The sequence below is a fragment of the Pseudotabrizicola algicola genome (genome assembly GCF_010915705.1).
Classification (GTDB): domain Bacteria; phylum Pseudomonadota; class Alphaproteobacteria; order Rhodobacterales; family Rhodobacteraceae; genus Pseudotabrizicola; species Pseudotabrizicola algicola.
Map to the genome: position 1 here is coordinate 173,999 of NZ_JAAIKE010000002.1, position 24,651 is coordinate 198,649.

Annotated in this window: 20 protein-coding genes and 1 other RNA gene; 13 read left to right on the forward strand and 8 right to left on the reverse strand. The window is 66.0% G+C overall.

What is annotated here, in order from left to right:
* From G3572_RS07385 to G3572_RS07395, 3 genes are all read right to left on the reverse strand, one after another.
* Nucleotides 1-1,149 (reverse strand): microcin C ABC transporter permease YejB, encoded by a 1,149-nt coding sequence (locus G3572_RS07385; RefSeq protein WP_164610353.1) that lies wholly within the window; start codon nucleotides 1,147-1,149, stop codon nucleotides 1-3.
* A 27-nt stretch (nucleotides 1,150-1,176) separates the two neighbouring features.
* Nucleotides 1,177-3,054 carry an extracellular solute-binding protein gene (locus tag G3572_RS07390; protein ID WP_435530969.1) on the reverse strand — a complete coding sequence of 626 codons (1,878 nt, stop codon included), beginning with the start codon at nucleotides 3,052-3,054 and terminating at the stop codon, nucleotides 1,177-1,179.
* Nucleotides 3,055-3,213: 159 nt separating this feature from the next.
* Nucleotides 3,214-3,729 (reverse strand): c-type cytochrome, encoded by a 516-nt coding sequence (locus tag G3572_RS07395; RefSeq protein WP_164610357.1) that lies wholly within the window; start codon nucleotides 3,727-3,729, stop codon nucleotides 3,214-3,216.
* A gap of 113 nt (nucleotides 3,730-3,842) precedes the next feature.
* Between G3572_RS07395 and G3572_RS07400 the strand changes: the two genes are divergently transcribed.
* Nucleotides 3,843-4,673 (forward strand): prephenate dehydratase, encoded by an 831-nt coding sequence (locus G3572_RS07400; RefSeq protein ID WP_164610359.1) that lies wholly within the window; start codon nucleotides 3,843-3,845, stop codon nucleotides 4,671-4,673.
* Between the two features lie 30 nt (nucleotides 4,674-4,703).
* On the opposite strand, the gene G3572_RS07405 is transcribed toward G3572_RS07400, so the two are convergent.
* Both G3572_RS07405 and nudC read right to left on the reverse strand, forming a co-directional pair.
* Nucleotides 4,704-5,177 carry an SRPBCC family protein gene (locus G3572_RS07405; RefSeq protein ID WP_164610361.1) on the reverse strand — a complete coding sequence of 158 codons (474 nt, stop codon included), beginning with the start codon at nucleotides 5,175-5,177 and terminating at the stop codon, nucleotides 4,704-4,706.
* A 90-nt stretch (nucleotides 5,178-5,267) separates the two neighbouring features.
* Complete coding sequence (nudC, locus tag G3572_RS07410) at nucleotides 5,268-6,221, reverse strand: NAD(+) diphosphatase (RefSeq protein ID WP_164610363.1); 954 nt, start codon at nucleotides 6,219-6,221, stop codon at nucleotides 5,268-5,270.
* A 233-nt stretch (nucleotides 6,222-6,454) separates the two neighbouring features.
* Between nudC and G3572_RS07415 the strand changes: the two genes are divergently transcribed.
* From G3572_RS07415 to ffs, 3 genes are all read left to right on the forward strand, one after another.
* On the forward strand, nucleotides 6,455-8,383 hold the full coding sequence (locus G3572_RS07415; RefSeq protein WP_164610365.1) for a bifunctional 2',3'-cyclic-nucleotide 2'-phosphodiesterase/3'-nucleotidase: 1,929 nt from the start codon (nucleotides 6,455-6,457) through the stop codon (nucleotides 8,381-8,383).
* Nucleotides 8,384-8,488: 105 nt separating this feature from the next.
* Nucleotides 8,489-9,124, forward strand: coding sequence for an HAD family hydrolase (locus G3572_RS07420; RefSeq protein ID WP_164610367.1), 636 nt, complete (start codon nucleotides 8,489-8,491; stop codon nucleotides 9,122-9,124).
* A gap of 66 nt (nucleotides 9,125-9,190) precedes the next feature.
* Nucleotides 9,191-9,287: signal recognition particle sRNA small type (gene ffs, locus G3572_RS07425), an RNA gene on the forward strand.
* 95 nt (nucleotides 9,288-9,382) lie between these two features.
* On the opposite strand, the gene G3572_RS07430 is transcribed toward ffs, so the two are convergent.
* The gene (locus G3572_RS07430) at nucleotides 9,383-11,443 is read right to left on the reverse strand and encodes a TRAP transporter permease (protein ID WP_164610369.1); all 2,061 of its coding nucleotides are present in this window, start codon (nucleotides 11,441-11,443) and stop codon (nucleotides 9,383-9,385) included.
* An 83-nt stretch (nucleotides 11,444-11,526) separates the two neighbouring features.
* Nucleotides 11,527-12,537: a TAXI family TRAP transporter solute-binding subunit gene (locus G3572_RS07435; protein ID WP_164610371.1), complete on the reverse strand. Its 1,011-nt coding sequence runs from the start codon at nucleotides 12,535-12,537 to the stop codon at nucleotides 11,527-11,529.
* A gap of 304 nt (nucleotides 12,538-12,841) precedes the next feature.
* Here G3572_RS07435 and G3572_RS07440 point away from each other — a divergent pair, with 304 nt between their 5' ends.
* From G3572_RS07440 to G3572_RS07475, 8 genes are all read left to right on the forward strand, one after another.
* Nucleotides 12,842-13,204: a DUF983 domain-containing protein gene (locus tag G3572_RS07440; protein WP_240335462.1), complete on the forward strand. Its 363-nt coding sequence runs from the start codon at nucleotides 12,842-12,844 to the stop codon at nucleotides 13,202-13,204.
* Between the two features lie 82 nt (nucleotides 13,205-13,286).
* On the forward strand, nucleotides 13,287-13,694 hold the full coding sequence (locus G3572_RS07445) for an acyl-CoA thioesterase (protein WP_164610375.1): 408 nt from the start codon (nucleotides 13,287-13,289) through the stop codon (nucleotides 13,692-13,694).
* 124 nt (nucleotides 13,695-13,818) lie between these two features.
* Nucleotides 13,819-15,405, forward strand: a complete 1,587-nt coding sequence (locus tag G3572_RS07450) for a gamma-glutamyltransferase family protein (RefSeq protein ID WP_164610377.1) — start codon at nucleotides 13,819-13,821, stop codon at nucleotides 15,403-15,405.
* Between the two features lie 54 nt (nucleotides 15,406-15,459).
* Nucleotides 15,460-16,839 carry a glutamine synthetase family protein gene (locus G3572_RS07455; RefSeq protein ID WP_164610379.1) on the forward strand — a complete coding sequence of 460 codons (1,380 nt, stop codon included), beginning with the start codon at nucleotides 15,460-15,462 and terminating at the stop codon, nucleotides 16,837-16,839.
* 163 nt (nucleotides 16,840-17,002) lie between these two features.
* Nucleotides 17,003-18,526 (forward strand): 2,3-bisphosphoglycerate-independent phosphoglycerate mutase, encoded by a 1,524-nt coding sequence (gene gpmI / locus G3572_RS07460; RefSeq protein ID WP_164610381.1) that lies wholly within the window; start codon nucleotides 17,003-17,005, stop codon nucleotides 18,524-18,526.
* A complete protein-coding gene (locus G3572_RS07465) occupies nucleotides 18,523-19,632 on the forward strand; it encodes a murein hydrolase activator EnvC family protein (protein WP_164610383.1) in 1,110 nt (369 codons plus the stop codon). Before gpmI ends, G3572_RS07465 begins: the two co-directional genes overlap by 4 nt.
* A gap of 9 nt (nucleotides 19,633-19,641) precedes the next feature.
* On the forward strand, nucleotides 19,642-20,982 hold the full coding sequence (locus tag G3572_RS07470; RefSeq protein ID WP_164610385.1) for a S41 family peptidase: 1,341 nt from the start codon (nucleotides 19,642-19,644) through the stop codon (nucleotides 20,980-20,982).
* A 66-nt stretch (nucleotides 20,983-21,048) separates the two neighbouring features.
* Nucleotides 21,049-21,534, forward strand: a complete 486-nt coding sequence (locus G3572_RS07475; RefSeq protein ID WP_240335463.1) for an RNA pyrophosphohydrolase — start codon at nucleotides 21,049-21,051, stop codon at nucleotides 21,532-21,534.
* A gap of 367 nt (nucleotides 21,535-21,901) precedes the next feature.
* Here G3572_RS07475 and G3572_RS07480 read toward each other — a convergent pair whose 3' ends face one another.
* Nucleotides 21,902-23,131: a UbiH/UbiF/VisC/COQ6 family ubiquinone biosynthesis hydroxylase gene (locus G3572_RS07480; RefSeq protein ID WP_164610389.1), complete on the reverse strand. Its 1,230-nt coding sequence runs from the start codon at nucleotides 23,129-23,131 to the stop codon at nucleotides 21,902-21,904.
* 84 nt (nucleotides 23,132-23,215) lie between these two features.
* Between G3572_RS07480 and G3572_RS07485 the strand changes: the two genes are divergently transcribed.
* Nucleotides 23,216-24,562 carry an amidase gene (locus G3572_RS07485; protein ID WP_164610391.1) on the forward strand — a complete coding sequence of 449 codons (1,347 nt, stop codon included), beginning with the start codon at nucleotides 23,216-23,218 and terminating at the stop codon, nucleotides 24,560-24,562.
* Nucleotides 24,563-24,651 lie beyond the last annotated feature (89 nt).

A 24,651-nucleotide genomic window follows, 5' to 3' on the forward strand; every position in this document is an offset into this window, starting at 1 on the left:
TCAGCCCCTCCTCTCGAAATCGATACGCGGGTCGACCCAGACATACATCAGGTCAGACAGGATGCCGACGACAAGCCCGATCAGGCCAAAGAAGAACAGCGTGCCGAAGATGACGGGATAATCGCGTTCCACCGCCGCGCGGAAACCGAGTTGACCAAGCCCGTCCAGACTGAAGATCGTTTCGATGATGAGGCTGGAGCCGAAGAACACCGACAGGAACAGCGCCGGAAAGCCCGCGATCACGATCAGCATGGCATTGCGGAACACATGGCCGTAAAGCACGCGGTTTTCCGGCAGGCCCTTGGCGCGGGCGGTCATCACATATTGCTTTTTGATCTCGTCGAGAAAGCTGTTCTTGGTCAGCAGGGTCAGCGTGGCAAAGCTGGAAATGGTGGAGGCGATCACCGGCAGTGTGATGTGCCAGAGGTAATCGAGCACCTTTCCCATCATCGACAACTGGTCGAAATTGTCCGAGGTGAGGCCGCGCAGCGGGAACCAGCGGAAATAGCTGCCCCCCGCGAACAGCACCAGAAGCAGGATGGCAAAGAGAAAGCCCGGAATGGCATAGGCCGCGATGATGACCCCGCTAGTCCATGTGTCAAAGCGCGATCCGTCGCGCACCGCCTTGCGGATGCCGAGCGGGATCGAGATGGCATAGGCGATGAGGGTGGACCACAGGCCCAGCGTGATCGAGACGGGCAGCTTTTCCCAGACCAGTTCCAGCACGCCGATGGAGCGGAAATGGCTTTGGCCGAAATCGAACTGGATGTAATTGCCCATCATGATGAAGAACCTCTCCCACGCGGGGATGGGTTCTTTCACACATTCGGTGGCGCGCGCCGAGGGCCTGCCCGTAAAGCCCGGCTCGCAGACAAAGCGGGCAAAGCCGAACTGCACTTCAAGCTCGGCCAGAAAGGCGGGATCAAGCCCTTGTGCGCCGACATAGCCGGATTCGTTCCCCTGCTGGGGAATGCCGGCATCGCCCGCGCCGCTGATGGCCTGAATGGAATCGCCCCCACCATCGATGCGGGCGAGCACCTGTTCGATCGGGCCACCCGGCACGAATTGGGTCAGCGCGAAGTTGATGATCATGATCCCGACCAGCGTCGGGATGATCAGGAAAATCCGCCGAAGGATATAGGCGCCCATATGGCCAGCCTGCCTGTCTTGGTCTTGTTATCGCAGGACACGCGCAGCGCGCAGCGCTTCTGCCTTTTCGGCGTTGTACCACCAGAAATCCAGTTCGCCCAGAGCATAGGGCGGCAGGGTCTCGGGATGCTCGTACATGTTGTAATAGGCGATGGTATGGGTGTTCTTGTACCACTGTGGCACCCAGAACCGTTCTGCCCGCAACACACGGTCGAGCGCCTGCGTCGCGACCGTCAGATCGTCGAGCGAGGCCGAAGCCATCACGGTTTCGATCAGCCGGTCCACGGCGGGGCTTTTGAGGCCCATCACGTTGAAGGCCGAGACATCGGCGGTTTCGGAGCCGTAGAACTGCTTGAGTTCCGAGCCGGAGATATAACCCGAACGCGCGTTGCCGGTGATCATGTCGAAATCATAGGACGGCGGGCGGGTGCGCGATTCCATCTGGGCATTGTCGACGCGGGTCATGCGGGCATCGATGCCCAGCGCCTTGAGGTTCTCGACATAGGGGTTCATCACGCGGTCAAAGGTCGGGCTGTCGTTCAGCATCTCGACAGACAGCACCTGTCCGGCGGCGTTGCGGCGCATGCCGTCGCTGCCCACGGTCCAGCCCGCCTCGTCCAGCAGGGCGCTGGCGCGGCGCAGATTGTTCCGGTCAAGCTGACGGTCCCCCGAAGCGGGGGCCATCACTGCCTCGTCGGTCAGGATGCTGGCGGGCAACAGGCCCTCGTCGACAAGGGGTTGCAACAGGGCCAGTTCTCCGGGGCCGGGGGTGCCGGTCGCCTCGAGCCAGCTGTTTTCCCAGACGGAATGGACACGGGCGTAAAGATCATAGAACAGCGTGGCATTCGACCATTCGAAGTTGAACATCAGCCCGATGGCTTCGCGCACGCGCGGGTCCTGGAACTTTTCGCGGCGCATGTTGAACAGGAAGGCCTGACCGCTGGCCTTGGCACCGTTGGGAAGCTCTGTCTTGATGATGTGGCCGTTCGCCACCTCGGGGAAGTCGAAACCCGTGGCCCATTTGATGCTGCTGGCCTCGTTGCGGAAGGTGTAGTTGCCCGCCTTGAACCCTTCGAAGGCGGCGTCGTAATCGGCGTAATATTCGATGCGGATGGAATCGAAATTCGCCCGCCCCTTGTTCATCGGCAGGTCCTTGCCCCAGTAATCGGGGTTGCGCACCCATGTGACGGATTTGCCCACATCGACACGCCCCGGCATGTAGGGGCCGCTGCCCAGCATCGGGGTCATGCTGGATTCCTCGAGATCAAGGTTGTTCGCCTCGTAATGCGCCTTCGAGATCACCGGCAGGCCGCCCATGTCGGCGGGCAGGTCGCGGAAGGGGAAGCCTTCCTTGAAGCTGAACTTGATGCGGTGCGGGTCCAGCACCTCGACGCTTTCGACCTGAGTCGCCAGCACGGTGCGAAAATCGGTCAGACCCTTGGCCAGAAAGGTTTCATAGCTGAACAGCACGTCTTCGGCCGTCAGCGGCGAGCCATCGGCAAAGGTCACTTCGGGGCGCAGGTTGAAGATCACCCAGGACCGGTCTTCGGGGTATTCCAGCGTGGTGCAAAGCAGGCAATAGGCGGCGCCGATTTCGTCGGCGGTGCCGACAAGGATGGATTCGTAAGGGGCCGAGGACAGGCCCGCCGCCCTGCCCTTGACCGAATAGGGGTTCATGCTGTCAAAGCCGCCGAAGGCCCAGATAGAGATTTCGCCACCCTTCGGCGCATCGGGGTTCACATAGGGCAGATGGAGAAAATCGGCCGGCAGTTGCAATTCGCCGAAGGTCGAGATGCCATGCGAGGTGATCACGGTTTCCTGCGCCAGAGCCGGACCGCCCGCCATCAGTGCCGCGCCCAGCACCGCAATCTTGCCATATGCTTTCGCCATTCGACCTTCCCCTATGTGATCTTGCCGCTTTGATGCGGCTTTCCATCATTTAGGGAAGTAGAGCGCAGTTTGTCGATGTCTCAAGTTGCGTTTGCGTGATCTTGGCAAGAAAGCAAAAGGGCCGCCCGAACCGGACGGCCCCTGCACAGATTTTCTGCCTGCCGGCGCGGCAGATCAGTTGGTGGTGCCGAGATAGGCGATCAGGTTTGCCCGTTCGTCGCTGCGGGGCAGACCGGCGAAGGCCATCTTGGTGCCGGGTGCATAGCCGCGCGGGTTTTGCAGGAAGGCATAGAGGTTTTCCGGCGTCCACGTCTCGCCAGCCATGCCGACCAGCGCGGGCGAATAGGCATAGCCGGCGCTTGCAGCCTTGGCCTTGTCGACGATCCCGTTCAGGTGCGGGCCGACGCCATCGGTGCCGTCAAGCTTGTGGCAGGCGCGGCACTTGGCGAAAACGGCTTCGCCTGCGCCGGCATCGGCAGCAGCGAAAATCGCCTCGAAGTCCGGGGCTTCGGCCACTTCGGCCGGGGCTTCGGATGCGCCGGTGTCGATCACATAGGCTTGCTCGTGTCCCTCACCGTGGCCGCCGCCGGTCGTGTAGAGGGCGCTGGCCGCCCAACCGCCCAGCAAAAACACCAGAAGCGAGCCGCAGACCGCCCCCAACACCTTGGTCATCGTCATCGTGTCGAACATGTCGCGCTTTCCCTTGGCATTCCGATTTGAGGGCTTCTAACCGCTTCCCTATACAGGTTTCAAGGTGTAGGTGCGCGACCTATTGCCCCTTTTTATCACGTGGAGGCCCCAGCATGTCCGGCAAGATCGCATTTCAGGGCGAACTCGGGGCCTATTCGCATCAGGCCTGCCAGCAGGCGCGTCCAGATATGGAGGTGGTTCCCTGCACCACCTTCGAGGATGTGGTCGAGATGACCCGCTCGGGCGCGGTCGATCTGGGGATGCTTGCCGTCGAGAATTCGACCTATGGCCGGGTGGCCGATGTCCACAGCCTTTTGCCGAAATCGGGGCTGCACATCGTGGACGAAGCCTTTGTGCGGGTGCATGTCAACCTGCTCGGGGTGCCGGGGGCGCGGCTGGAGGAGGTGACCGAGGCGCATGGCCATGTGGTCATCCTGCCGCAATGCGCACAGTTCCTGCGCAGCCACGGGATCACGGGGCGCGTCAGTTCCGACAATGCCCGCGCCGCGCGCGAGGTGGCCGAGGCCAAGGACAAGACCCGTGCGGCGCTTGCGAGCGAACTGGCCGCGCAGATCTACGGGCTTGACGTTCTGGCGCGCCATATCGAGGACCAGAAGAACAACACCACCCGTTTTCTGGTGATGAGCCGCACCGCCGACCACAGCCGCCGCGCGCCGCAGATGATCACCACCTTCACCTTCCGGGTGCGCAACATTCCGGCGGCGCTCTACAAGGCACTGGGCGGCTTTGCCACCAATGGCGTGAACATGACCAAGCTGGAAAGCTATATGGTGGGCGGCAGTTTCATGGCGACCGAATTCTATGCCGACATCGAAGGCCATCCCGAGGATGCCAATGTGGCCTTGGCTCTCGAGGAACTGGCCTATTTCACCGACAAGGTTACGGTGATCGGCGTCTATCCGTCCGACCGCACGCGCGGCTAGGACAGGCGCGCCTTCGGGCGGGTGGCAACCCTAGCGGCGGCGGCTGGAGGCGAAGCGGGTTTCCAGATCGACCGAGAGGCTCTGCAGGCGCTTGTCCAGCTTGGTCTGCACCCGGCCCTTGGCCAGTTTCATCGATTGCAGGAACAGGCGCGCCGCGATGTTCAGCGGACGCACATGGGCAAAGAGCACCATGCGCGTGCGCTTGGGGGCAAGCGAGACAAGCTCGATCGACATATCGCCCTCCACCATGCGGCCCTTGCCCGCAAAGACGAGCTTGGCATCAGGCTCCATTGCCGTCAGGCGGATATCGACCGCGCGTTCCTTGCCACGGAAACGGAAGATGACATGCCAGCCCATGCCGATGCCGGGCGCGCGCAATTTGTCGGTGCGGCTGACATCCGCGCCCCGCCGCATCGCGGCGCGTTCCCATGCCTCAAAATCCGAAAGGGCCGCGAACACAAAGTCGATCGGCGCTTCGATATCGGTGCGTGATGAAAGCTGCATCTGTTGTCCCTGCCCGGCGTTTGCTGTTTGTGGCCATGCCCCTTGGCGCAACCGAAGGGCTGTGGCCGCCCCTTTTCTGTGAAACTGGCGTCAATCCAGCCGGTCTGCAAGCCAGTTGTGTATCAGGAAATGCGCAATCGCACCCTGTCGTGCGGGCTTTATCCGGGGATGAGCGCCCGACATGACCGCAACCATCTCTTCGCGACTGACCCACAGGGCATGTTCCAGCTCGGCGGGGTCCAGCGTGATGCTGTCGCTCAGCGCTTCGGCGGCACAGCCCAGCATCAGGCTGGCAGGAAAGGGCCAGGGCTGGCTGGAAAGATAGCGCACCGCCCCGAGCCGCACGCCCGCCTCTTCCCAGACTTCGCGCCGCACGGCCGCCTCGACCGTTTCTCCGGGTTCGACAAAGCCCGCAAGGCAGGAATACATGCCTTCGGGCCAACCGGGGCTGCGCCCCAAAAGGGCGCGGTTGCCCTGTGTGACCAGCATGATGACCACAGGGTCGGTGCGCGGGAAATGATGCGCCCCGCAGGCAGGGCAGGCGCGTTGCCAGCCGGCCATCGTCGGCCTCGACGCCGCGCCGCACACCGCGCAGAACCCGTGGCTGCGATGCCATTGCAGCACGGCCTTGGCAGTCGCCGCCAGTTCCGCCTCACGCGGGGAGAGCCGCAGCATCACGGCGCGCAATTCGGCAAAGACCAGATCACGGGGAAGGCCGGGATGGTGCTGCTCGCTCTGGTCAAGAAACCCCGCCTGCACCGCCTCGGCCCCGGCCTCTGGCACCCAGTCGGAGATATCGACGGCAAAGCAGGGGTGATCCTCGTCAAAGCCGAGGAAAACCGGTGGCCTGCCATGATGGAGCGCCACGGAGTCGGACGGCAGCCAGCCAAGGCCCTCTCCGCCCCGTGTGAGCGGTTTGCCGCGCCAGACGGCGAGCACGCGCCCCCGCGCCAGCAACGCGGCCTGCGCCGCCGCATCGCCGCGCAATTCGGCTGCGCGGTTCAGGCCGGAGCCGCCGAATGTCACCGTTTCTGCCAGCCGCATTGCTGCCCCCAAAGCCCAAACCGTTCCGGCGCCTGCCGCGCAACCCCTGATCGCATGCCGGACGGGCAGGCGTAAACCGCGCGCAGCCGGACAGGATGAAATTACAACTGAAAGAAGAAATACATGGAACTATTCCATTTTTAATTGCAATGCAGGCGGCTTTCTTCCCAAGTTATCCCACAGCGCTTTGCGGTGCCGGATTGTCCCGATGATGTTATGGTTGCGTGTGACGTATGACGGCAGAGTTACGATGGGCCCGGCCCGAGACAGCACAGGACGGGGCCGGGGCGGGTGCGAGGGTCCGGTTGCGGGTGCTGGCCACCAGTGATCTGCACATGCATCTTTCCGGCTATGATTACCACGCCGATGCGCCTTGTGTGCAAAAGGGCCTGTGCCTGACCGCGACCCTTGTCCGTCGGGCGCGCGAGGAGGTTGCGGGAACGATCCTGCTCGACAACGGCGATTTTCTGCACGGCAGTCCGCTGGGTGATTATGTGGCGGCGCGGCAGGACGGCGGGCCGCATCCGATGATGCAGGCCATGGCGCATCTGGGCTATGATGCCGTCAATCTTGGCAATCATGAATTCTCGATGGGAATCCCGCTTTTGGCCGCCGCTCTGGCCGAGGCGCGGTTTCCGGTTCTATCGGCCAACACCTGCCCGCGCGACGGCAGCGCGCTCGGGCCTCTGATCGCGCCTTGGGCTTTGATCGAGCGCGATTTGCCCGATCAGCACGGGCAGGCACAGCGGGTGCGGCTGGGGGTGATCGGGGTGCTGCCGCCAGACACCGCCCTGTGGGATCGGCAGGCCATCGGCGGCGAGGTGCAGATGCAACCGATGGCGCAAACCGTGGCCCAGCAGGTTCCGCGCCTGCGGGCCGCGGGGGCCGATGTGGTGGTGGTGCTGGCCCATTGCGGTATCGGCAGCGCGCAAGCTGGCAGCGGGCCAGATGCGGCGGGAACACAAGACGCGGGCCTGCAAGATGCCGGACAACAGATCGCGGCGATTGACGGGGTGGATGCCGTCATTCTGGGCCACCGCCATATGGTGTTTCCCGCCGCCAGCCTTGCCCCTTCGCCCGAGGTTGATCCGGTCGGCGGCACCTTGCACGGCAAACCTGCGGTGATGCCGGGCTTTTTCGGCTCGCATCTGGGGGTGATCGACATCGATCTGATCCGCGCCGCAGGGGCATGGCGCGTGCGCAGCCACAAGGCCGAAGCGCGGGCGATTGCCAGCCGCGACGGCGAGGGCCGGCCGTTGGGTCTGGTCGCGCCGGATGATGGCCTGACCCGCCTGATCCAGCCCGCGCACGAGGCCGTCCGCCTCTGGGCGCGCCGCCCCGTTGGCCGCACCCCGCAGGCGATTCACAGCTATTTCGCCATGATCACCGATTGCCCTTCGGTCCAGATCGTCAATCAGGCGCAGGCGCAATATGTGGCCGCCCGTCTGGACGGGGGGCCGCTGGCGCATCTGCCGGTGCTGTCGGCAACCGCCCCCTTCAAGGCTGGCGGCTTTGGCGGGCCCGAGAATTACACGCTCATCCCGGCGGGGGATATCCTGCTGCGGCATGCCGCCGATCTCTACATCCACCCCAATACCATCATGGCGCTTCTGGTCACCGGGGCAGAGCTGCGCCGCTGGCTGGAATACTCGGCGCGCGGGTATCGGCAGATTGTTCCGGGGGGTGCGGATCAACCCCTGCTCGGGCCGGACCTGCCCTGCTTTGTCTATGACACCATCAGCGGCCTGACCTATGAGGTGGACCTGTCGCAGCCCCCGCACGGGCAGGGCGGCCAGCGCATCCGCAACCTGTGCTGGCAAGGACAGCCGCTTGATCCGGCGCAGCAATTCGTGCTGGCGACCAACAGTTTTCGCGGCTCCGGCAATGGCGGCTTTTCTCCGGCAGAGCCGGCGCGCGTGGTGCTGGAAGAGCAGACCGCCAACCGCGACATCCTGATTGCCCATATCGGACGCGCCCTGAATGGCGCGGCCGCGCCAGAACGCGGCGCGCCGGCGTGGCGGTTCAGCCCCCTGCCCGGAACGTCGGTGACCTTTGACACAAGCCCGCTGGCGGCGGCCTGTCTTGCGGATGCGCCGCATCTGGCCCTGACACCGCTTGCGCGCACCGAGGAGGGCTTTTTGCGGCTGCGGCTGGACCTTTGAGGCGCGCATCGTGCCGCGCGGGCGGCCGGGCCTTTTGTATCGGGGTGCGATCTGCTATCGACCGGCACAACTGGCGCGTGTCGCCCAAAGCAAAGGACCGGCCCCTTGTTTGATGCGGTATTCTTCGATCTGGACGGAACGCTGGTCGACAGCGAGCGTTTGACCATGCAGACCGGTGCCGCCGCCTTTGCCGAGCAAGGTCATACCGATGTGGAGGACCTGCTGCACAGCCTTGTCGGGATTGACCAGGCCACATCGGCCAGCCTGATCCTGTCACGGTTCCCGCAGCTTGATCTGGACCGGCTGAACACGACATGGCACGCCTCTTTCCTTGCGGCGCAGGCGGTGGACCTGCTGCTCAAGCCGGGGGCCTTTGACATTGTGCACGGGCTGCGCGACCGCCATGCGCTTGCGCTGGTCACTTCCTCGCGCCGTGATCCGGCAGAGGTGCGGCTGGTGCAGGCAGGGCTGCGGCCCGCCTTTCGCGCCGTCATCACCCGCGATGACGTGACCGCTCCCAAACCACATCCGGAGCCCTATCTGCTGGCCGCCACGCGGCTGGGGGTAGACCCGGCGCGCTGTCTGGTTTTCGAAGACAGCGAGCCCGGCGCACAGGCGGCCTTTGCCGCAGGCATGACGGTGGTGCAGGTGCCGGACATCATCCCTGCCTCGGGACAGTTCGCGCACCATGTCGCCAAGAGCCTCACCGACGGCGCCCGCTGGGCAGGCATCTGGACCTGAGGGCAAGGAGCGCCGCACGCGCTTGGGGGCTTGCAAATGCCGCGCCCCTGCCCTATCTGCACCCTTGAGAGGTTGGCGCGGGCGAGCGCCTCGCCAACCCGGTCAGGTCCGGAAGGAAGCAGCCGTAACGAGCCCCGCTTGGGTCGTTGTCCAGCCTCTCACCCTTTCCCTCTTTGCCTGTGATGGACTGCGCCTTTTCCAAAGGGCCTGTCCTCTTGCGCGGGGCGCGGGGCTGTTTGGCCCCTGCCCCGCACGGGGTTAGCGCGCGGGCTGGCCCTGCGCCTTGCCTGCAAACCACTGGCGCAAAAACACCCCTGCCAGAATGGCAACCCCGATCGAGGTCGAGACGAGTTCGGGCGCGATCATCAGCAGCGCCGCGACGGGCAGCAGCACCCGTTCGATCTTCAGCAGGGGCCGCAGCATCCAGTTCGTGATGGCCGCCGACAGTGCCACGATGCCCAGCACCGCGCCGGTGAAGGCCAGCGCAAAACTCGCCCAAGTGAAATCCGCCGTGACCAGCAGAAGCGACGGGGAAAACACGAACATGAAAGGCACCAGCGCCTTGCCCATCGACAGGCGGAAGGCGGTGTTCCCCGCCTTGAAGGCATTGGCTCCGGCGATCCCCGATGCGGCATAGGCCGCCATCGCCACGGGCGGCGTCACATCGGCAAGCACCCCGAAGTAGAACACGAAGAAATGCGCGACCAAGGGCTCGACATCCATCATCGCCAGCACCGGTGCCGCCACGGCGACCATGATGATGTAATTGGCCGTGGTCGGAATGCCGCAGCCCATCAGGATGCAGACCACCGCCGTCATCATCAGGGTGAACAGCAGCGCGAGCGAGGGCATGGTGATGATCTCGAACGGCAGGAAGGACAGGGCCGCATGGGTGCTTTCCGCCCAGCCCTGCGCCAGACTGGTCAGCATGAAGGCGATCTTGAAGCCGATGCCGGTCAGTGTCACCACCCCGATGACCACACCGACCAAGGCCGCTGCCGCCGTCACCGCAAGCGAGCTTTTGGCCCCCGCCACAAAGCCCTCGATGATACCGGCGGCAAAGTCGCGCGCGCCTTGGACAAGCCCTGCCGCCATCACCCGCTGGATGGCATAGACCGCCATGCAGGCAGTGATCGCCCAGAACGCAGCGAGAAAGGGCGTGCGGCCCGACATCAGCATCCAGACCAGCAGGACCAGAGGCAGGACCGAAAGCCAGCCTTCGCGCAGCACCTTGAGGGCGTTGGGGAGTTCTTCCTTGCGCAGGCCGCGGATGCCCAGCCGCTTTGCCTCGAGGTGAACCTGCACAAGAACACCAAAAAAGTGCATGAAGGCGGGCACGATGGCCGCGATCAGGATGGTGCGCAGCGGGATGCCCAGATATTCGACCATCAGGAAGGCCACCGCCCCCATCACCGGCGGGGTGATCTGACCGCCGGTGGATGAGGCCGCCTCGACCGCCGCCGCGAAATGGCGCTGGAAGCCGATCTTGATCATGGTGGGAATGGTCAGCGCGCCGGTTGTCACCGTATTGGCGATGGACGAGCCGGAGATGGAGCCCAGCAGCGCCGAGGACACCACAGACACCTTGGCAGGTCCGCCGGAAAAGCGCCCGGTCAGCGCTGTAGCCAGATTGATGAACAACTGGCCCAGCCCGATGCGCTGCGCCATCACGCCGAACAGCACGAAATGGAACACATAGGTGGCAATCACCCCGAGCGCGGTGCCGTAGACACCTTGCGATGACAGGTAGAGGTGGTTGACGATGCCCGACCAATCCGCGCCCGGATGCACGAAGATGCCCGGCATCGAGCGCCCGAAATAGGCATAGCCGATGAACAGAAGCGCGATCACCGGCAAGGGCCAGCCCATCGAGCGGCGCACCGCCTCGAGCAGGGTGACCAGAAGGATCGTTCCCATGATCACATCGATGGGCAGCGGGTTGCCGATGCGGAAGGCAAGCTGGTCATAGACCCAAGGCACATAAAGCGCACTCACCAGCGCGCCGAAGGCCAGCACCCAGTCCAGCACGGGCAGGCCCAGAATGACGAAGCCAGTGGTCTTGTGGCGCGCCGAGGACACCACGGCAAAGCTGAGGAAAATCAGGAACAGCGACACGCCCATATGGATGCCCCGGTGCGTGGTCGCACGCGGGATGCCATATCCGGCCGTGTAGTAATGATAGACCGCAAGGGCAAAGAGGATCACCCCCGCCAGCACGGCCACCGGCCGGGTGACGGTCCTGAAGCGCGCCTCGGGATCGAATTCCTCTTCGATCGCGGCCAGTTCGGCTTGGGAAAGCGTGCGGTTGCCCTCGGTCATCCTGTTGTCCTTGAAGCGGGAGAAAACGAAAGGGGCGCGAACCCGACAAGACCGCGCCCCACAGTCAGATCATGCAGGCCGGATCACTCGATCGCGCCGACTTCACGGTAAAAACGCTCGGCGCCCGGATGGAACGGAATGCCTGCACCCTGCACCGCGTTTTCAAGGGTGATGAACTTGCCCTTGGCATGGCCGTTGCCGAACAGTTTCTGCGTGGTTTCGTTGAACATCGCTTGCGTGATGCCATAGACCAGTTCTTCGGACAGGTCCGCCGATGTGACCATCTGCGCGCCTACCGACAGGGTCGGCACTTCGGCATCCTGCCCGCGATAGGTTCCGGCAGGCAGCACGTCATTGGCAAAGAAGCTGTATTCGGCGCGCAATGCGTCGACTTCAGGGCCGGTGATCGGCACCATCACCACATCATGCTGGCTGGAAAGTTCCGCGATTGCCCCGGCCGGATAGCCGCCGACGAAGAAGAAGGCATCCATCGCGCCATCGCGCATCCGGTCGGAGGCCTGATCGGGCTTGAGGTATTCGGGGGTGATGTCGGCTTCGGTCAGGCCAAAGGCTTCGAGGATGATCTTGGCATCCACCAGCGTGCCCGAGCCGGGTTCGTCAAGCGACACGCGCTTGCCGCGCAGGTCGGCCACCGAGGTGATGCCCGAGGCGGCACTTGCCACCAGATGGATGCTTTCGGGGTAGAGGTTGGCGATCAGCCGCAGCTTTTCCACCGCCGGCTGGCCTTCCCAGATGCCGGTGCCGGTTTGCGCCCAATAGGCCACGTCGGACTGGCTGAAGCCCGCTTCCAGCGTGCCGCCGTTGATCGAGTTCACGTTGCCGACCGAGCCGTTGGAGGCGACCGCGGTTGCGATCAGACCGGGCACGCCGCAAGAGCCGCCCGCGTCACAGGCACGCGAACCGGGGGGATTGGAAATGGCGTTCGCGATCAGCCCGCCAATCGGGTAATAGGTGCCGGCGGTGCCGCCGGTGCCGATGCGGAAAAACTGCATGTCTTGGGCGACCGCCCCTTGGGTCAACATCCCTACCGCAAAGAAGGCCCCCGCAAGGGACCGGAAAGAAAAGAGTTTCATGCGTAGTGCCTCCAAAAATCATTCAGGTCGGTATCGCCCCAAGCAGGCAATCCGATGAGCAATAAGCGAGGATCCGCGCGAGGTCTACCTCTGACTTCTCGTCTGGGTTGCGTCGCACGGGCTCGGTGCAGCATGGCAAATGGGTCTTCGCGCGCTGTGTCAGACCCTGCCCGCGCCGCGCTTGACCCAAGCTCTGGCCGTCAGCGCGCGGGCGTGGCGGGGGCCGTGCGGACCGCGTGCGAGGGGCGCGGCTATTGATGGTGAAAGCGGAATGGCTATATAGAACCAAGCCGAGGAGAGCATGATGCAAGACGATCAACGCCACAGAAAGCCTGCGATGCTGAACGGATTGCGGCAGCGTTGCCCGAATTGCGGCGAAGGACACCTCTTCACCAGCTACCTCAAGGTTGCCCCCGCCTGCGCGGTGTGCGGGCAAAGCTTTGCACCGCAGCGGGCAGATGATGGCCCGGCCTATTTCACCATCCTCATCATGTGCCACATCGCCGGCTTCATGCTGCATTTCATGATCGTTTACAGCGAATTGGGCCCTTGGGCCACGGCGCTGCTGATCGGCGGGATCGTGCTTGCGGGCAGTCTTCTCATGCTGCCGCGTATCAAGGGCATCATGATTGGCTGGCAATGGGCTGACCGTCTGCACGGGTTCTGACGTGGCGCGCAGCGGCGGGCCTACCTCGGGCGTGGAAACCTGCTAGGCTTGCAGGCTCTGACCCAAGCCGAGACAGGACAAGATGAGCCGCGAAGACCAGCCACCCGAAGGCAGCCCCACCATCCGCACCATAGCGATGCCCGCCGATACCAACCCGTCGGGCGATATCTTCGGCGGCTGGCTGATGAGCCAGATGGACCTTGCCGCAGGGAGTGTGGCGGCGCTGACCTCGGGCGGGCGCAGCGCCACGGTGGCCGTGGATGCGATGATCTTTCACCGCCCCGTCAAGGTGGGGGACGAGGTCTCGCTCTATGCCACGCTGGTCCGGCAGGGCCGCACCTCGATGACGATCCATGTCGATGCATGGCGCCGCCCGCGCGCGGTTGCCCGGAGCGAAAAGGTGACCGAGGCGAATTTCACCTTTGTCGCCTTGGATGCCGAAGGCCGCCCCGTGCCGATCGGCACGCCCGCTGGCGCCGATCGGGCCTGACCCGGACTGCCCCCGCCTGTCATGGACAGGCCGTTTGCACCGCCCGCGCCAATGCGCTTTAAATTGCACCAGCTTTAACCCGCCACCGCCTCGCGGGGCCCCTTGAGGAAAGAAGACAACGCGCATGCGCAATTTCCAGCTTCCCGGCCGCTCTCCGGCCCGCGCCACCGAGGCGATGGCCGCCACCTCGCACCCGTTGTCGACGCTGGCCGCGCTGGAAATCTTGCGGGCAGGCGGCAATGCGGTGGATGCCGCCATCTGCGCCGCAGCGGTGCAGGGTGTGGTGGAGCCGCAGTCCACCGGCATCGGGGGCGATTGCTTTGTGCTGATGTGCCTTGCGGGTCAGGAACCGGTGATCGCGCTGAACGGATCGGGCCGCGCACCGGCGGGCGCGACGATTGACGCCTATCGCGGCATGGGGCTGGAGGCGGTGCCGACCTATGGCCCGCATGCGGTGACGATCCCCGGCGCGGTCGATGCGTGGTGCCGCCTGTCCGCCGATCACGGGCGGCTGGGGCTGGCTGCCGTGCTGGCCCCGGCCATCCATTACGCCGAGAATGGCTATGTGGTGCAGGACAGGGTGGCGCATGACTGGGCCGAGACTGCCGCCCGTCTGGCGCAGGATGAAGGGTCGGCGGCGATCTTCCTGCCCGATGGGCGCGCGCCCAAGGCAGGCGAGGTGCATCGCCAGCCCGCGCTTGGCCAAACCCTGCGCCGGATTGCCGAACAGGGCCGCGCCGGATTTTACGAGGGGCCGGTGGCCGAGGCATTGGTGGCGCGCCTGCAAGCGCTTGGCGGCGTGCATCAGTTGGCCGATTTCGCCGCCACATGCGCCGACTATGTGACGCCGGTTGCGGCCCCCTATCGCGGCTACATGATCCACCAGATGCCGCCGAACAATCAGGGTCTGACCGCGCTCTTGATGCTCAACATCCTGTCGGGCTTCGCGCTGTCGGACCTTGCCCCGCTTGGGGCCGAGCGTCTGCATCTGGAGATCGAGGCGGGACGCTTGGCCTACCGCGACCGCAACGACTGCCTTGGCGATCTGCCGCCCGACGATGCCACCATCGCCGCCCTGTTGTCCCCCGCGCGCGCCGAGCGGTTGCGCACGGCCCTGCGCGCCGACCGCGCGATGACCGGCCTGCCCGATCCGGGTCTGGCCAAGACAGACACGGTGTATATCTCGATCGTCGATGCAGATCGCAACGCGGTCAGCTTCATCAATTCAACCTATCACGCCTTTGGCAGCGGCATCACCTGCGCGCAAACGGGCGTGGTGCTGCAAAACCGGGGCGCAAGTTTCAAGCTGGACGCAGGCCACCCCAACGCGCTCGCCCCCGGCAAGCGGCCGATGCACACGATCATGCCGGGGATGGTCACGAAAGACGGGCGCGCGATCATGCCGTTCGGCGTGATGGGCGGAGACTACCAACCCTTTGGCCATGCGCATCTGCTCGGCAATCTGCTCGATCACGGGATGGATGTGCAGGAGGCGCTGGACTGCGCCCGTGTATTCTACCGGAATGGCGAGGTGCAGGCCGAACACGGCGTGCCGCTGGACAGCATCGCGGGGTTGCAGGCGCGCGGCCACAAGGTTTCGGTCGCGACGGAACCGCATGGCGGCGGGCAGGCGATCTGGATCGACTGGGAAGCCGGCACGCTGACCGGCGGATCAGACCCGCGCAAGGACGGGCTGGCACTGGGGTATTGACCGGGCATCGCGGCTGGTGTTGAGCCAGTGGAGCAGGAACACAGGACTTCGACGATGACGACTTCTTTCCCCGGCGGGGCCACGCTGGCCGAGGCGCAGGCCTTTCTGGACCGCTACCCCGATGTGCAGGCCATCGACATCATCCTGACCGATTGCCACGGGATCGGGCGGGGCAAGACCATTCGGCGGCATGAACTGGAAAGCCTGTTTGCCTCGGGCAGGGGCCTGCCTGCGTCGATGTTCGCGCAGGATGTGGCGGGCGATGATGTGGAGGGCACCGGGCTGGTGCTGGAGGATGGCGGCGGCGACCTGCGCTGCTGGCCGCTTGCGGGAACGCTGGGCTTTCTGCCCGCCACCGGACGGGGGCTGGTGTTGATCAGCATGTTCAACCCCGACGGCAGCGGCTTTGCGGCCGAGCCCCGGCATGCGCTTTTGCGGCAGGTGAAGCGGGCGGAAGCGCTGGGGTTTGCGCCGATGGGCGCGCTGGAGGTGGAGTTCTATCTGGTCGACCGCGAGCGGGACGGGAACGGACGCATGCAGCCCGCCCGCTATCCGCTGACGGGGCGGCGGTCGGGCAACACCAACACGATGTCGGTGGATGAGCTGGACGAGATGTCGCCCTTCTTTGACGCGGTGTATGAAGGGGCGGCGGCGCTGGATCTGCCGCTGGAGGCGCTGATCTCGGAATATGCCTGCGGGCAGTATGAGCTGACCATCCGCTACCGCGACCTCATGCGGGCGGCGGATGATGTGATCCTGGCCAAGCGGCTGCTGCGCAGCACGGCGCGGCGGTTCGGGATGGAGGCGTGCTTCATGGCCAAGCCGTTCGGGCAGATGGCGGGGTCGGGGATGCACCTGCACCTGTCACTGGCGGATGAGGGCGGCGCGAACCTGTTTGCGGACCCGGCGGAGGGCGCGCTGTCGCCGCTGATGCTACAGGCGATCGGGGGGGTGCGCGGGACCATCGGGGAGACGATGGCGGTGCTGGCGCCCTTCCAGAACTCGTGGCGGCGCTTTGCCAGCGTGAACTACTCGCCGGGGAATGACGCTTGGGGGGTGGAGAACCGGACGGTGGCCTTGCGGGTGCCGTCGGGCAGCGGGAAGGCGCGGCACTTCGAGCATCGGGTGGCGGGGGTGGACGCCAACCCCTACCTCGTCGCGGCGGTCACCCTCGGGGGGGCGCTGGACGGGATCGGGGCGGGGGCCGATCCGGGGCCGGCCACGCTGGGGAATGCCTATGAGAACGCCCCCGCCCACTCCCTGCCGAGGGACTGGCTGGGCGCGATCGAACGGCTGGAGGGGTCGGATTTTGCCCGCCGGGTGCTGGGCGAGCCGCTGCACCGGGGGTTCGTGGCCATCAAGAAGGCCGAGTATATGAGGATGGCGCTGGAGGTCAGCGAGGCCGAATGGGCGCTGTATGGCTTTTCGGTGTGAGAGGCGCGAACCCTGTGTTACACGCCATAAAACACAATGAAATCAAACATTTGACCCTGACGCCTTAACTCAATCTTAACCCTTTCCCCCGCAAGGGGCGAGGGTGTTGCCCGAGGCCCGCCCAAGGGCTATGACAGGAAATCCGAAACGCATGAGGCCCGCCATGACCGCTGCCCGCAAACCCGTTGTGCTGTGTATCCTCGACGGTTGGGGCATCGGCCCTGTGCGGGAATGGGATGCACCCGCGCTGGCCCATACACCCCATTTCGATGCGCTGATGGCAACCTGCCCGCACAGCACGCTGACGACCTTTGGCCCCGATGTCGGCCTGCCGACCGGCCAGATGGGCAATTCCGAGGTGGGCCACACAAACATCGGCGCGGGCCGTGTGGTGGCGATGGACCTTGGCGCGATCGATCTGGCGGTCGAGGATGGCAGCTTTGCCGCCAACCCTGCCCTGCTGGATTTTGCCAAGGCGATCAGGGCCAAGGGCGGGACCGCGCATCTGATGGGCGTTGTCTCTGACGGCGGGGTACACGGGCATATCAGCCATGTGCTGGCCGCCTGCCGCGCGCTGACCGCGCTGGGTGTGCCGGTGGCGCTGCATGCGATAACCGACGGGCGCGACGTGCCGCCGTCGTCCGCCGCAGGCTTCATGGCGCAGCTGGTGGCGGGCCTGCCCGAAGGCGCGAGGGTTGCCACGGTCAGCGGGCGCTACTGGGCGATGGACCGCGACAACCGCTGGGAGCGGGTGGCGCGCGCCTATGAGGCGATGGTCTTTGCCAAGGGCGAAGCCGCCCCCGATGCAGAGGCCGCAGTGGCGCAATGCTATGCAAAGGGCGAGACCGACGAGTTTCTGGCCCCCACGGTGATTGGGGGCTATGCCGGAGCGCGGGACGGGGATGGCATCTTCTGCCTGAACTTCCGCGCCGACCGCGCGCGAGAGATTCTGGCGGCGATGGGCCAGCCGGGGTTTGACGGCTTTGCCGTGGGTGCGCGGCCTGTCTGGTCGGCCATGCTGGGCATGGTGGAATATTCCGACGCGCATAACGGTTACATGGCGACCGCCTTTCCCAAGCGGGTGATCGTGAATTGCCTTGGCGAATGGGTGGCGAAGCATGGCAAGACCCAGTTCCGGCTGGCCGAAACCGAAAAATACCCGCATGTCACATTCTTCCTGAACGGCGGGCGCGAGGTGCCGTTCGATGGCGAGGCGCGGTTCATGCCGCTGTCGCCCAAGGTGGCGACCTATGACCTGCAACCCGAGATGAGCGAGCCGGAGGTGGCGCTGCAACTGGAGGCGGCGATCGAGGCGGGCTATGACCTGATCGTGGTGAACTTCGCCAACCCCGACATGGTGGGCCACACGGGGGTGCTGGAGGCCGCGATCAAGGCCTGCGAGGCGGTGGATGATGGCCTTGGCCGCGCCATCGCGGCGGTGCGCGCGCGGGGCGGGGCCATGATCGTGACCGCCGACCACGGCAATTGCGAACAGATGTGGGACCCCGAGACCAATGGACCGCACACGGCGCACACCCTGAACCCGGTTCCCGTGATCGTGATGGGTGCGCCGGAAGGTGCAGGCTTGCGCGACGGGGGCCGATTGGCCGATCTTGCGCCGACGGTGCTGGCGCTGATGGGGCTGCCGCAACCGCCCGAAATGACCGGAGCCAGCCTGTTGACATGATCCGCGCCGCCGCCCTTGCCCTGATGCTGATGAGCCATGCGGCCCTTGCGCAGGGTGTGGCGGAACAGGCGGCGACCGCATCGGCAAACTTGCAGGCGGCGGTGGCCGATCTGGAGGCGGCCAAATCCTCGCGCGAGCGGGTGGCAGCGCTGACGCGCACGATCCGCGCCTATGAGCAGGGGCTGGCGGCGCTGCGCGAGGCGTTGCGGCAGGCGCATCTGCGCGAGACGACCTTGCAGATGCAGTTCCGCGCCAAGCGCGACCGCGTGGCGCAGCTTGTGGGGGTGCTGAGCCAGCTCGAAAGCCGCCCCGGCCCCTTGCTGCTGCTGCATCCGGCGGGGCCGCTTGGCACCGTGCGGTCGGGCATGATGCTGGCGGATGTGACGCCGGCCCTGCAGGCCGAGGCCGAGACGCTGAACGCGGAACTGGCGGAACTGCGCGATTTGCGGGCGCTGCAGCAGGCGGCGGGAGAGACGCTGCTGGCGGGGCTCGATGTGGCGCAGGAGGCGCGCACGGCGCTGTCACAGGCGATTTCGGACCGCACCGAATTGCCGCGCCGCTTTACCGAAGACCCCGAAACGCTGCGCGGGCTTTTGGAAAGCGCCGATACGCTGGAGGCCTTTGCGTCGGGCCTTGCGCTGGATGCGCGCGAGGGCAGCAGCTTTCCCGATGCCAAGGGGCGCTTGCCGCTGCCGGTGCTGGGCACGCTGCTGCGCCGGTCGATGGAATCGGATGCGGTGGGGGTGCGCCGCCCCGGTCTGACGCTGGCCACGCGGGCGCGGGCGCTGGTGACGTCGCCCTGGCCCGCAACAATCCGTTACCTCGGGCCCTTGCTGGACTACGGAAATGTGATCGTTCTGGAGCCCGGCGGGGGCTATCTGTTGATCCTAGCCGGGCTGGAGACGGTTTATGGTCAGGTCGGTGAAGTTGTGGCGGGTGGCGCGGCCCTTGGCCTGATGGGCGGCGGCGATCCGGGGGTTGCCGATTTTCTGGCAACGGCGCAAGAAGGCGGTGGCGTGCAGGGCACACAAACGCTTTATATGGAGCTCAGGCAAGGGGCGGACCCGGTCGATCCGGCCGAATGGTTCACGGCATTGAGGGAATAGGACGAGGCGATGAGGAAATTCGTGATGGCCGCCATCGGTGGCACCGTGGCCGGGGTCGTGCTGACGACGCAGCTGGCCGCCCCGCTGATTGCGCAGGAAAACAGCCGCAATGCCAATGTCTATGAACAGCTGGACCTGTTCGGCGACATATTCGAGCGGGTGCGCGCGCAATATGTCGAGGAAGTCGACAGCAAGCAGCTGATCGAGGCGGCGATCAACGGGATGCTGACCTCGCTCGACCCGCATTCGAACTATCTGGCGCCGAAGGATTTCGACGACATGCAGGTGCAGACCCGCGGCGAGTTCGGGGGCCTTGGCATCGAGGTGACGCAGGAAGAGGGCTATGTGAAGGTCGTCTCGCCCATCGACGACACCCCTGCCGACGAGGCGGGGATCGAGGCGGGGGATTTCATCACCCATGTGAACGGGGAATCGGTGCTGGGCCTGACGCTGGATGCGGCGGTGGACCTGATGCGCGGCCCGGTCGGGTCCGAGATCATCATCACCGTGGTGCGCAAGGATGTGGCCGAACCGTTCGACGTGTCGATCATCCGCGACACCATCAAGCTGACGGCGGTGCGCAGCCGCGTGGTGGGCGACACCGTGGTGCTGCGGGTGACCACCTTCAACGACCAGACCTATTCCGGCCTCGAGGAGAACCTGAAGAAGTCGGTCGAGGAACTGGGCGGGATGGAGAATGTGAACGGCTTCGTCATCGACCTGCGCAACAACCCCGGCGGTTTGCTGACGCAGGCGATCCGGGTGTCGGACGCCTTCCTCGACAAGGGCGAGATCGTGTCGACCCGTGGCCGCGAGGCGCGCGACAGCGAGCGGATCAACGCGCAACTGGGCGATCTGGCGGAAGGCAAGCCGATCGTGGTGCTGATCAACGGCGGCTCGGCCTCGGCCTCGGAAATCGTGGCGGGCGCGCTGCAGGATCACCGCCGCGCCATCGTGGTCGGCACCAAGAGCTTCGGCAAGGGCTCGGTGCAGACCGTGATCCCGCTGCGCGGCGAAGGCGCGATGCGGCTCACCACGGCGCGCTATTACACGCCCTCGGGCCGCTCGATCCAGGCGCTGGGCGTGATGCCCGACATCGTGGTGAACCAGCCCCGCCGCGACCCCACCGCCACCACCACCCCCGAGGCCGAAACCAGCGCCGCCCGCCGCCCCACCTCGGAAGCGGACCTGCGCGGGAACCTCTCGAACGACTCCATGTCCGAGGATGAGCGCAAGCTTCTGGAAGAAGAACGCGCCCGCACCGAGGAAACCGCCAAGCTGCGCGACGAGGATTACCAGCTCGCCTATGCTGTCGACATCCTGCGCGGCCTGCAAGCCGTGGCCCAGTAAGCCCTGACGCAGCAAGACCCGGCCGGGGGGCATCCGCCCCCCGCGCCCCACCGAATGGCGGACCCCATGCCCATCGACCCCGCAACCCTGCCCTATCGCCCCTGCGTCGGGGTGGTCCTGATCAACGCCGACGGCCGGATCTGGACCGGCCAACGCCTCGACTCCCCCTCCCCTGCCTGGCAGATGCCGCAAGGCGGCATCGACTCGGACGAATCCCCGCGCGAGGCCGCCCTGCGGGAACTCTGGGAAGAAACCGGCGTGACCGCCGACAAGGTCGAGATCCTCGACAGCACCCCCGACTGGCTGACCTATGACCTGCCGCCAGACCTTCTGGGCAAGGTCTGGAAAGGCAAGTTCCGCGGCCAGAAGCAGAAATGGTTCCTGTGCCGCTTTCTGGGATCGGACGCAGATATCAGCATCGACCGCCCGCATCCCGAGTTCGCCGCATGGAAATGGATCGGCGCGTCCGAGATGTGCGCGGCCATCGTCCCCTTCAAGCGCCAGGTCTATGACCAGGTGGTCGACAGGTTCCGTCCCCATCTGGCGGTCTGAAACACCCCGGCGTCACGTGGACGGAGGCGTTGCTTTTTTGAGTATTTGGAAAGCAGCAATTCGACAGGCAGCGCGCCCCGGCCATCGGCACCGGTCCAGTGCGCAGGAAGAGCTTTCCACGTGACCGGGGCGACTTGCTGCTTGCGGTCATCGGGACTCCTCCCTGTACCGCCCTTCCGGTATAGCGCCTTAACCTTAACGGGGCATTAAGCGCAGCCTGCGATTGCTGCTTCCAAAATACTCCCGCCGGAGGCTCCCACGATGCCTCCCGGGCAGCGCGCGGGCTGCGGGCATGCGCGGTGACGTATCCCGTGGCAACGCCGTCGCGGGTGGCTCGATGCCACCCGCGACGGCCCCTGCGCTCCGGTTACAGGCTTTGCCCCGTCAGCAGGCGCGGCAGATCGCCGGTCAAGCCCGCGGCCTGCCGGATGAAACCGCGGCGCAGACCCGGCAAGGCGGCTACCGCGCCCATGCCCAGATCGCGGGCGAGGCGCAGCGCGGGGTTGTCGTTGGAGAACAGCCGGTTCACGCCATCCATGCCCAGCGCCAGCGTGGTCGAATCGAACCTGCGCCAGCGCTGGTAGCGTTCCAGCACATCCGCTGCGCCGATGTCTTCGCCGCGGCGGCTGGCGTCGACCAGCACTTCGGCGAGGGCCGCCACGTCGCGCAGGCCGAGGTTCAGGCCTTGGCCTGCGATCGGGTGGACACCGTGGGCGGCGTCGCCCACCAGCGCCACGCGGGGCGCGACAAAGCTCTGCGCGAGGCTGAGCGACAGCGGATAGGTGAAGCGCGCGCCGGCCAGTGCGATCTCGCCCAGAAAGCTGCCGAAGCGGGGGCGCAGGACCTGCAGATAATCGGCATCATCCAGCGCCTGGATGGCGGCGGCGGCGGTGTCTGTCTCGCTCCACACGATCGAGGAGTGGTGGCCGCCGGGCAGCGGCAAGATGGCGAGGGGACCTGCAGGCATGAAGAATTGCTGCGCGATGCCCTGATGGTGCCCTTCATGCCGCACGGCGGTCACGAGCGCGGTCTGCCCGTAGCCCCAGCCCACACGGCGGATGCCGGCCCGCGCGGCGGTGCCCGAGCCGCGCCCGTCACAGCCGATCAGCAGGCGGGCGGTCAGGGTCCTGCCCGAAGCGAGCGAGACGGTGACGCCCTGCGGGCCCGTCTCCTGCGCGACGACGGTTTCGCCCGACAGCAGGGTCAGGCCGGGGGTGGCCTGCATCGCGTTCAGAAAGGCGCGGTAGAGGTGGCGGTCTTCCAGCATGAAGCCCATCGGGCCTTCCTCGATCTCGGCCGACTCGAAGTGCAGGAAGAACGGCGCGGCCCCCTGCCCTGCCGTGCCGTCCGACGCCTTGATCTGCAGGATCGGCTGCACCTGACCCGCCACGGCGGGCCAGAGGCCGATGGCGGTCAGCAACCGTTTTGACGCGATAGCAAGCGCGTAGCTGCGTCCGTCGAACCCCGTTTCGGCCCGCGCGGGGGCGGGGCGGGCGTCGATCACAGTGACGCTCAGCCCGCTTTGCGCGAGGGCAAGTGCCAGTGCCGGGCCGTTCAATCCCCCCCCGGCAATCAGGATGTCGCTGTCATATGTCATGGCGGGGACTATGGGGCAAAGATCGGAATTGTCCATGCGCTGCCTTGCCGCTAGCGTGATTGCAAATCAGGGGCAGGCGTTTGCATGGCAAAGACTTGGGCGAACATGACGGCGGCGGAGCTGGGGGCCGAGATCGGCCGGGGCCGGATCAATCCGGTCGAGTTGTGCGAGATGCAGCTCGATGCCATCGACCGCCACCCGATGCGGGACCGCATCTATGCCCGGGTGATGCCCAACCGCAGCCGGGCCGAGGCGATGGCGGCGGCGGCGCGCGCCAAGGCGGGGTTGCGGCGCGGTGTGCTCGACGGGGTACCGGTCAGCTGGAAGGACCTGTTCGACACCGCCGGACGGCAGACCGAGGCGGGGTCTGCCCTGCTGGCCGGGCGGGTGCCGCTGGCGGATGCCGAGGTGTTGCGGGCGGCGACCCTGCAGGGGCTGGTCTGTCTGGGCAAGACCCATATGTCGGAGCTGGCGTTTTCCGGTTTGGGGCTGAACCCGGTGACGGCGACGCCGCCCTGCATCAACGACGAGTCGGCGGTGGCCGGGGGGTCATCCTCGGGCGCGGCGGCTTCGGTCGCCTATGGGCTGGCTCCGGCGGCGATCGGGTCTGACACCGGCGGGTCGGTGCGGATCCCGGCGGCGTGGAATGATCTGGTGGGGTTGAAGACCACGCATGGGCGGCTGTCCCTGCGCGGGGTGGTGCCCTTGTGCGAGCAGTTCGATACCGTGGGGCCGCTGGCCCATACGGTGGAGGATTGCGCGCTGCTGCTGGCGGCGCTGGAGGGCGGGCGCGCCGCCGATCTGGGCGGGGCCGGTCTCGGCGGGGCAGGTCTGGGCGGCGCGCGGCTGCTGGTGCTGGAGACGGTGGCGCTGGACGATCTGCGCGACCGGCCTGCACGCGGGTTCGACGATGCGCTGGCGCGGCTGGCGCGGGCGGGGGCGCGGATCGAGCGCGGGGTGGTGCCGGAGGTGGCCGAGGCGATGGCGCTGACGGCGGTGCTGTTCACCTCGGAAGCCTATGGCATCTGGGGCAAGGTCATCGAGGCAGCGCCGCAGAAGATGTTTCCGCGCATTCTGGAGCGGTTCCGCGCGGGGGCGGGGTTTGCGGCGGCGGATTATGTCGCGGCGTGGCGGCGGTTGCGCGAATTGCGGGCGGTCTGGGCGCAGGCGGTGGCGGGTTACGATGCGGTGCTGGTGCCGACCGCGCCGATCCTGCCGCCCGATGCCGCGCGGCTGCTGGACGATGATGCCTATTACGTCACCGAGAACCTGCTGGCGCTGCGCAACACGCGGATCGGCAACCTGATGGGGGGCTGCGCGCTGACCTTGCCGACCTCGGAGCCGTCCTGCGGGATCAGCCTGATGGCGGGGCCGATGCAGGAGGAACGGCTGCTGCGGCTGGGGGCGGCGGCGGAACGGGCGCTGCGCTAGCGGGGCGCGCGCGCCCATCGGGGGGGCGCGGGCGAAAAAGACACAATCTGTTGTGGCTAACCCCGTGTGAGCGCGCCTTTTTCTGGACC

Coding starts and splice junctions, on each gene's coding strand:
- nudC (WP_164610363.1), bottom strand. CDS start 6,221: ATGCGGCTGGCAGAAACGGTGACATTCGGCGGCTCCGGCCTGAACCGC.
- G3572_RS07465 (WP_164610383.1), top strand. CDS start 18,523: ATGATCCGCGCCGCCGCCCTTGCCCTGATGCTGATGAGCCATGCGGCC.
- gpmI (WP_164610381.1), top strand. CDS start 17,003: ATGACCGCTGCCCGCAAACCCGTTGTGCTGTGTATCCTCGACGGTTGG.
- G3572_RS07385 (WP_164610353.1), bottom strand. CDS start 1,149: ATGGGCGCCTATATCCTTCGGCGGATTTTCCTGATCATCCCGACGCTG.
- G3572_RS07450 (WP_164610377.1), top strand. CDS start 13,819: ATGCGCAATTTCCAGCTTCCCGGCCGCTCTCCGGCCCGCGCCACCGAG.
- G3572_RS07485 (WP_164610391.1), top strand. CDS start 23,216: ATGGCAAAGACTTGGGCGAACATGACGGCGGCGGAGCTGGGGGCCGAG.
- G3572_RS07455 (WP_164610379.1), top strand. CDS start 15,460: ATGACGACTTCTTTCCCCGGCGGGGCCACGCTGGCCGAGGCGCAGGCC.
- G3572_RS07415 (WP_164610365.1), top strand. CDS start 6,455: ATGACGGCAGAGTTACGATGGGCCCGGCCCGAGACAGCACAGGACGGG.
- G3572_RS07430 (WP_164610369.1), bottom strand. CDS start 11,443: ATGACCGAGGGCAACCGCACGCTTTCCCAAGCCGAACTGGCCGCGATC.
- G3572_RS07480 (WP_164610389.1), bottom strand. CDS start 23,131: ATGACATATGACAGCGACATCCTGATTGCCGGGGGGGGATTGAACGGC.
- G3572_RS07475 (WP_240335463.1), top strand. CDS start 21,049: ATGCCCATCGACCCCGCAACCCTGCCCTATCGCCCCTGCGTCGGGGTG.
- G3572_RS07445 (WP_164610375.1), top strand. CDS start 13,287: ATGAGCCGCGAAGACCAGCCACCCGAAGGCAGCCCCACCATCCGCACC.
- G3572_RS07440 (WP_240335462.1), top strand. CDS start 12,842: ATGCAAGACGATCAACGCCACAGAAAGCCTGCGATGCTGAACGGATTG.
- G3572_RS07405 (WP_164610361.1), bottom strand. CDS start 5,177: ATGCAGCTTTCATCACGCACCGATATCGAAGCGCCGATCGACTTTGTG.
- G3572_RS07400 (WP_164610359.1), top strand. CDS start 3,843: ATGTCCGGCAAGATCGCATTTCAGGGCGAACTCGGGGCCTATTCGCAT.
- G3572_RS07395 (WP_164610357.1), bottom strand. CDS start 3,729: ATGTTCGACACGATGACGATGACCAAGGTGTTGGGGGCGGTCTGCGGC.
- G3572_RS07435 (WP_164610371.1), bottom strand. CDS start 12,537: ATGAAACTCTTTTCTTTCCGGTCCCTTGCGGGGGCCTTCTTTGCGGTA.
- G3572_RS07470 (WP_164610385.1), top strand. CDS start 19,642: ATGAGGAAATTCGTGATGGCCGCCATCGGTGGCACCGTGGCCGGGGTC.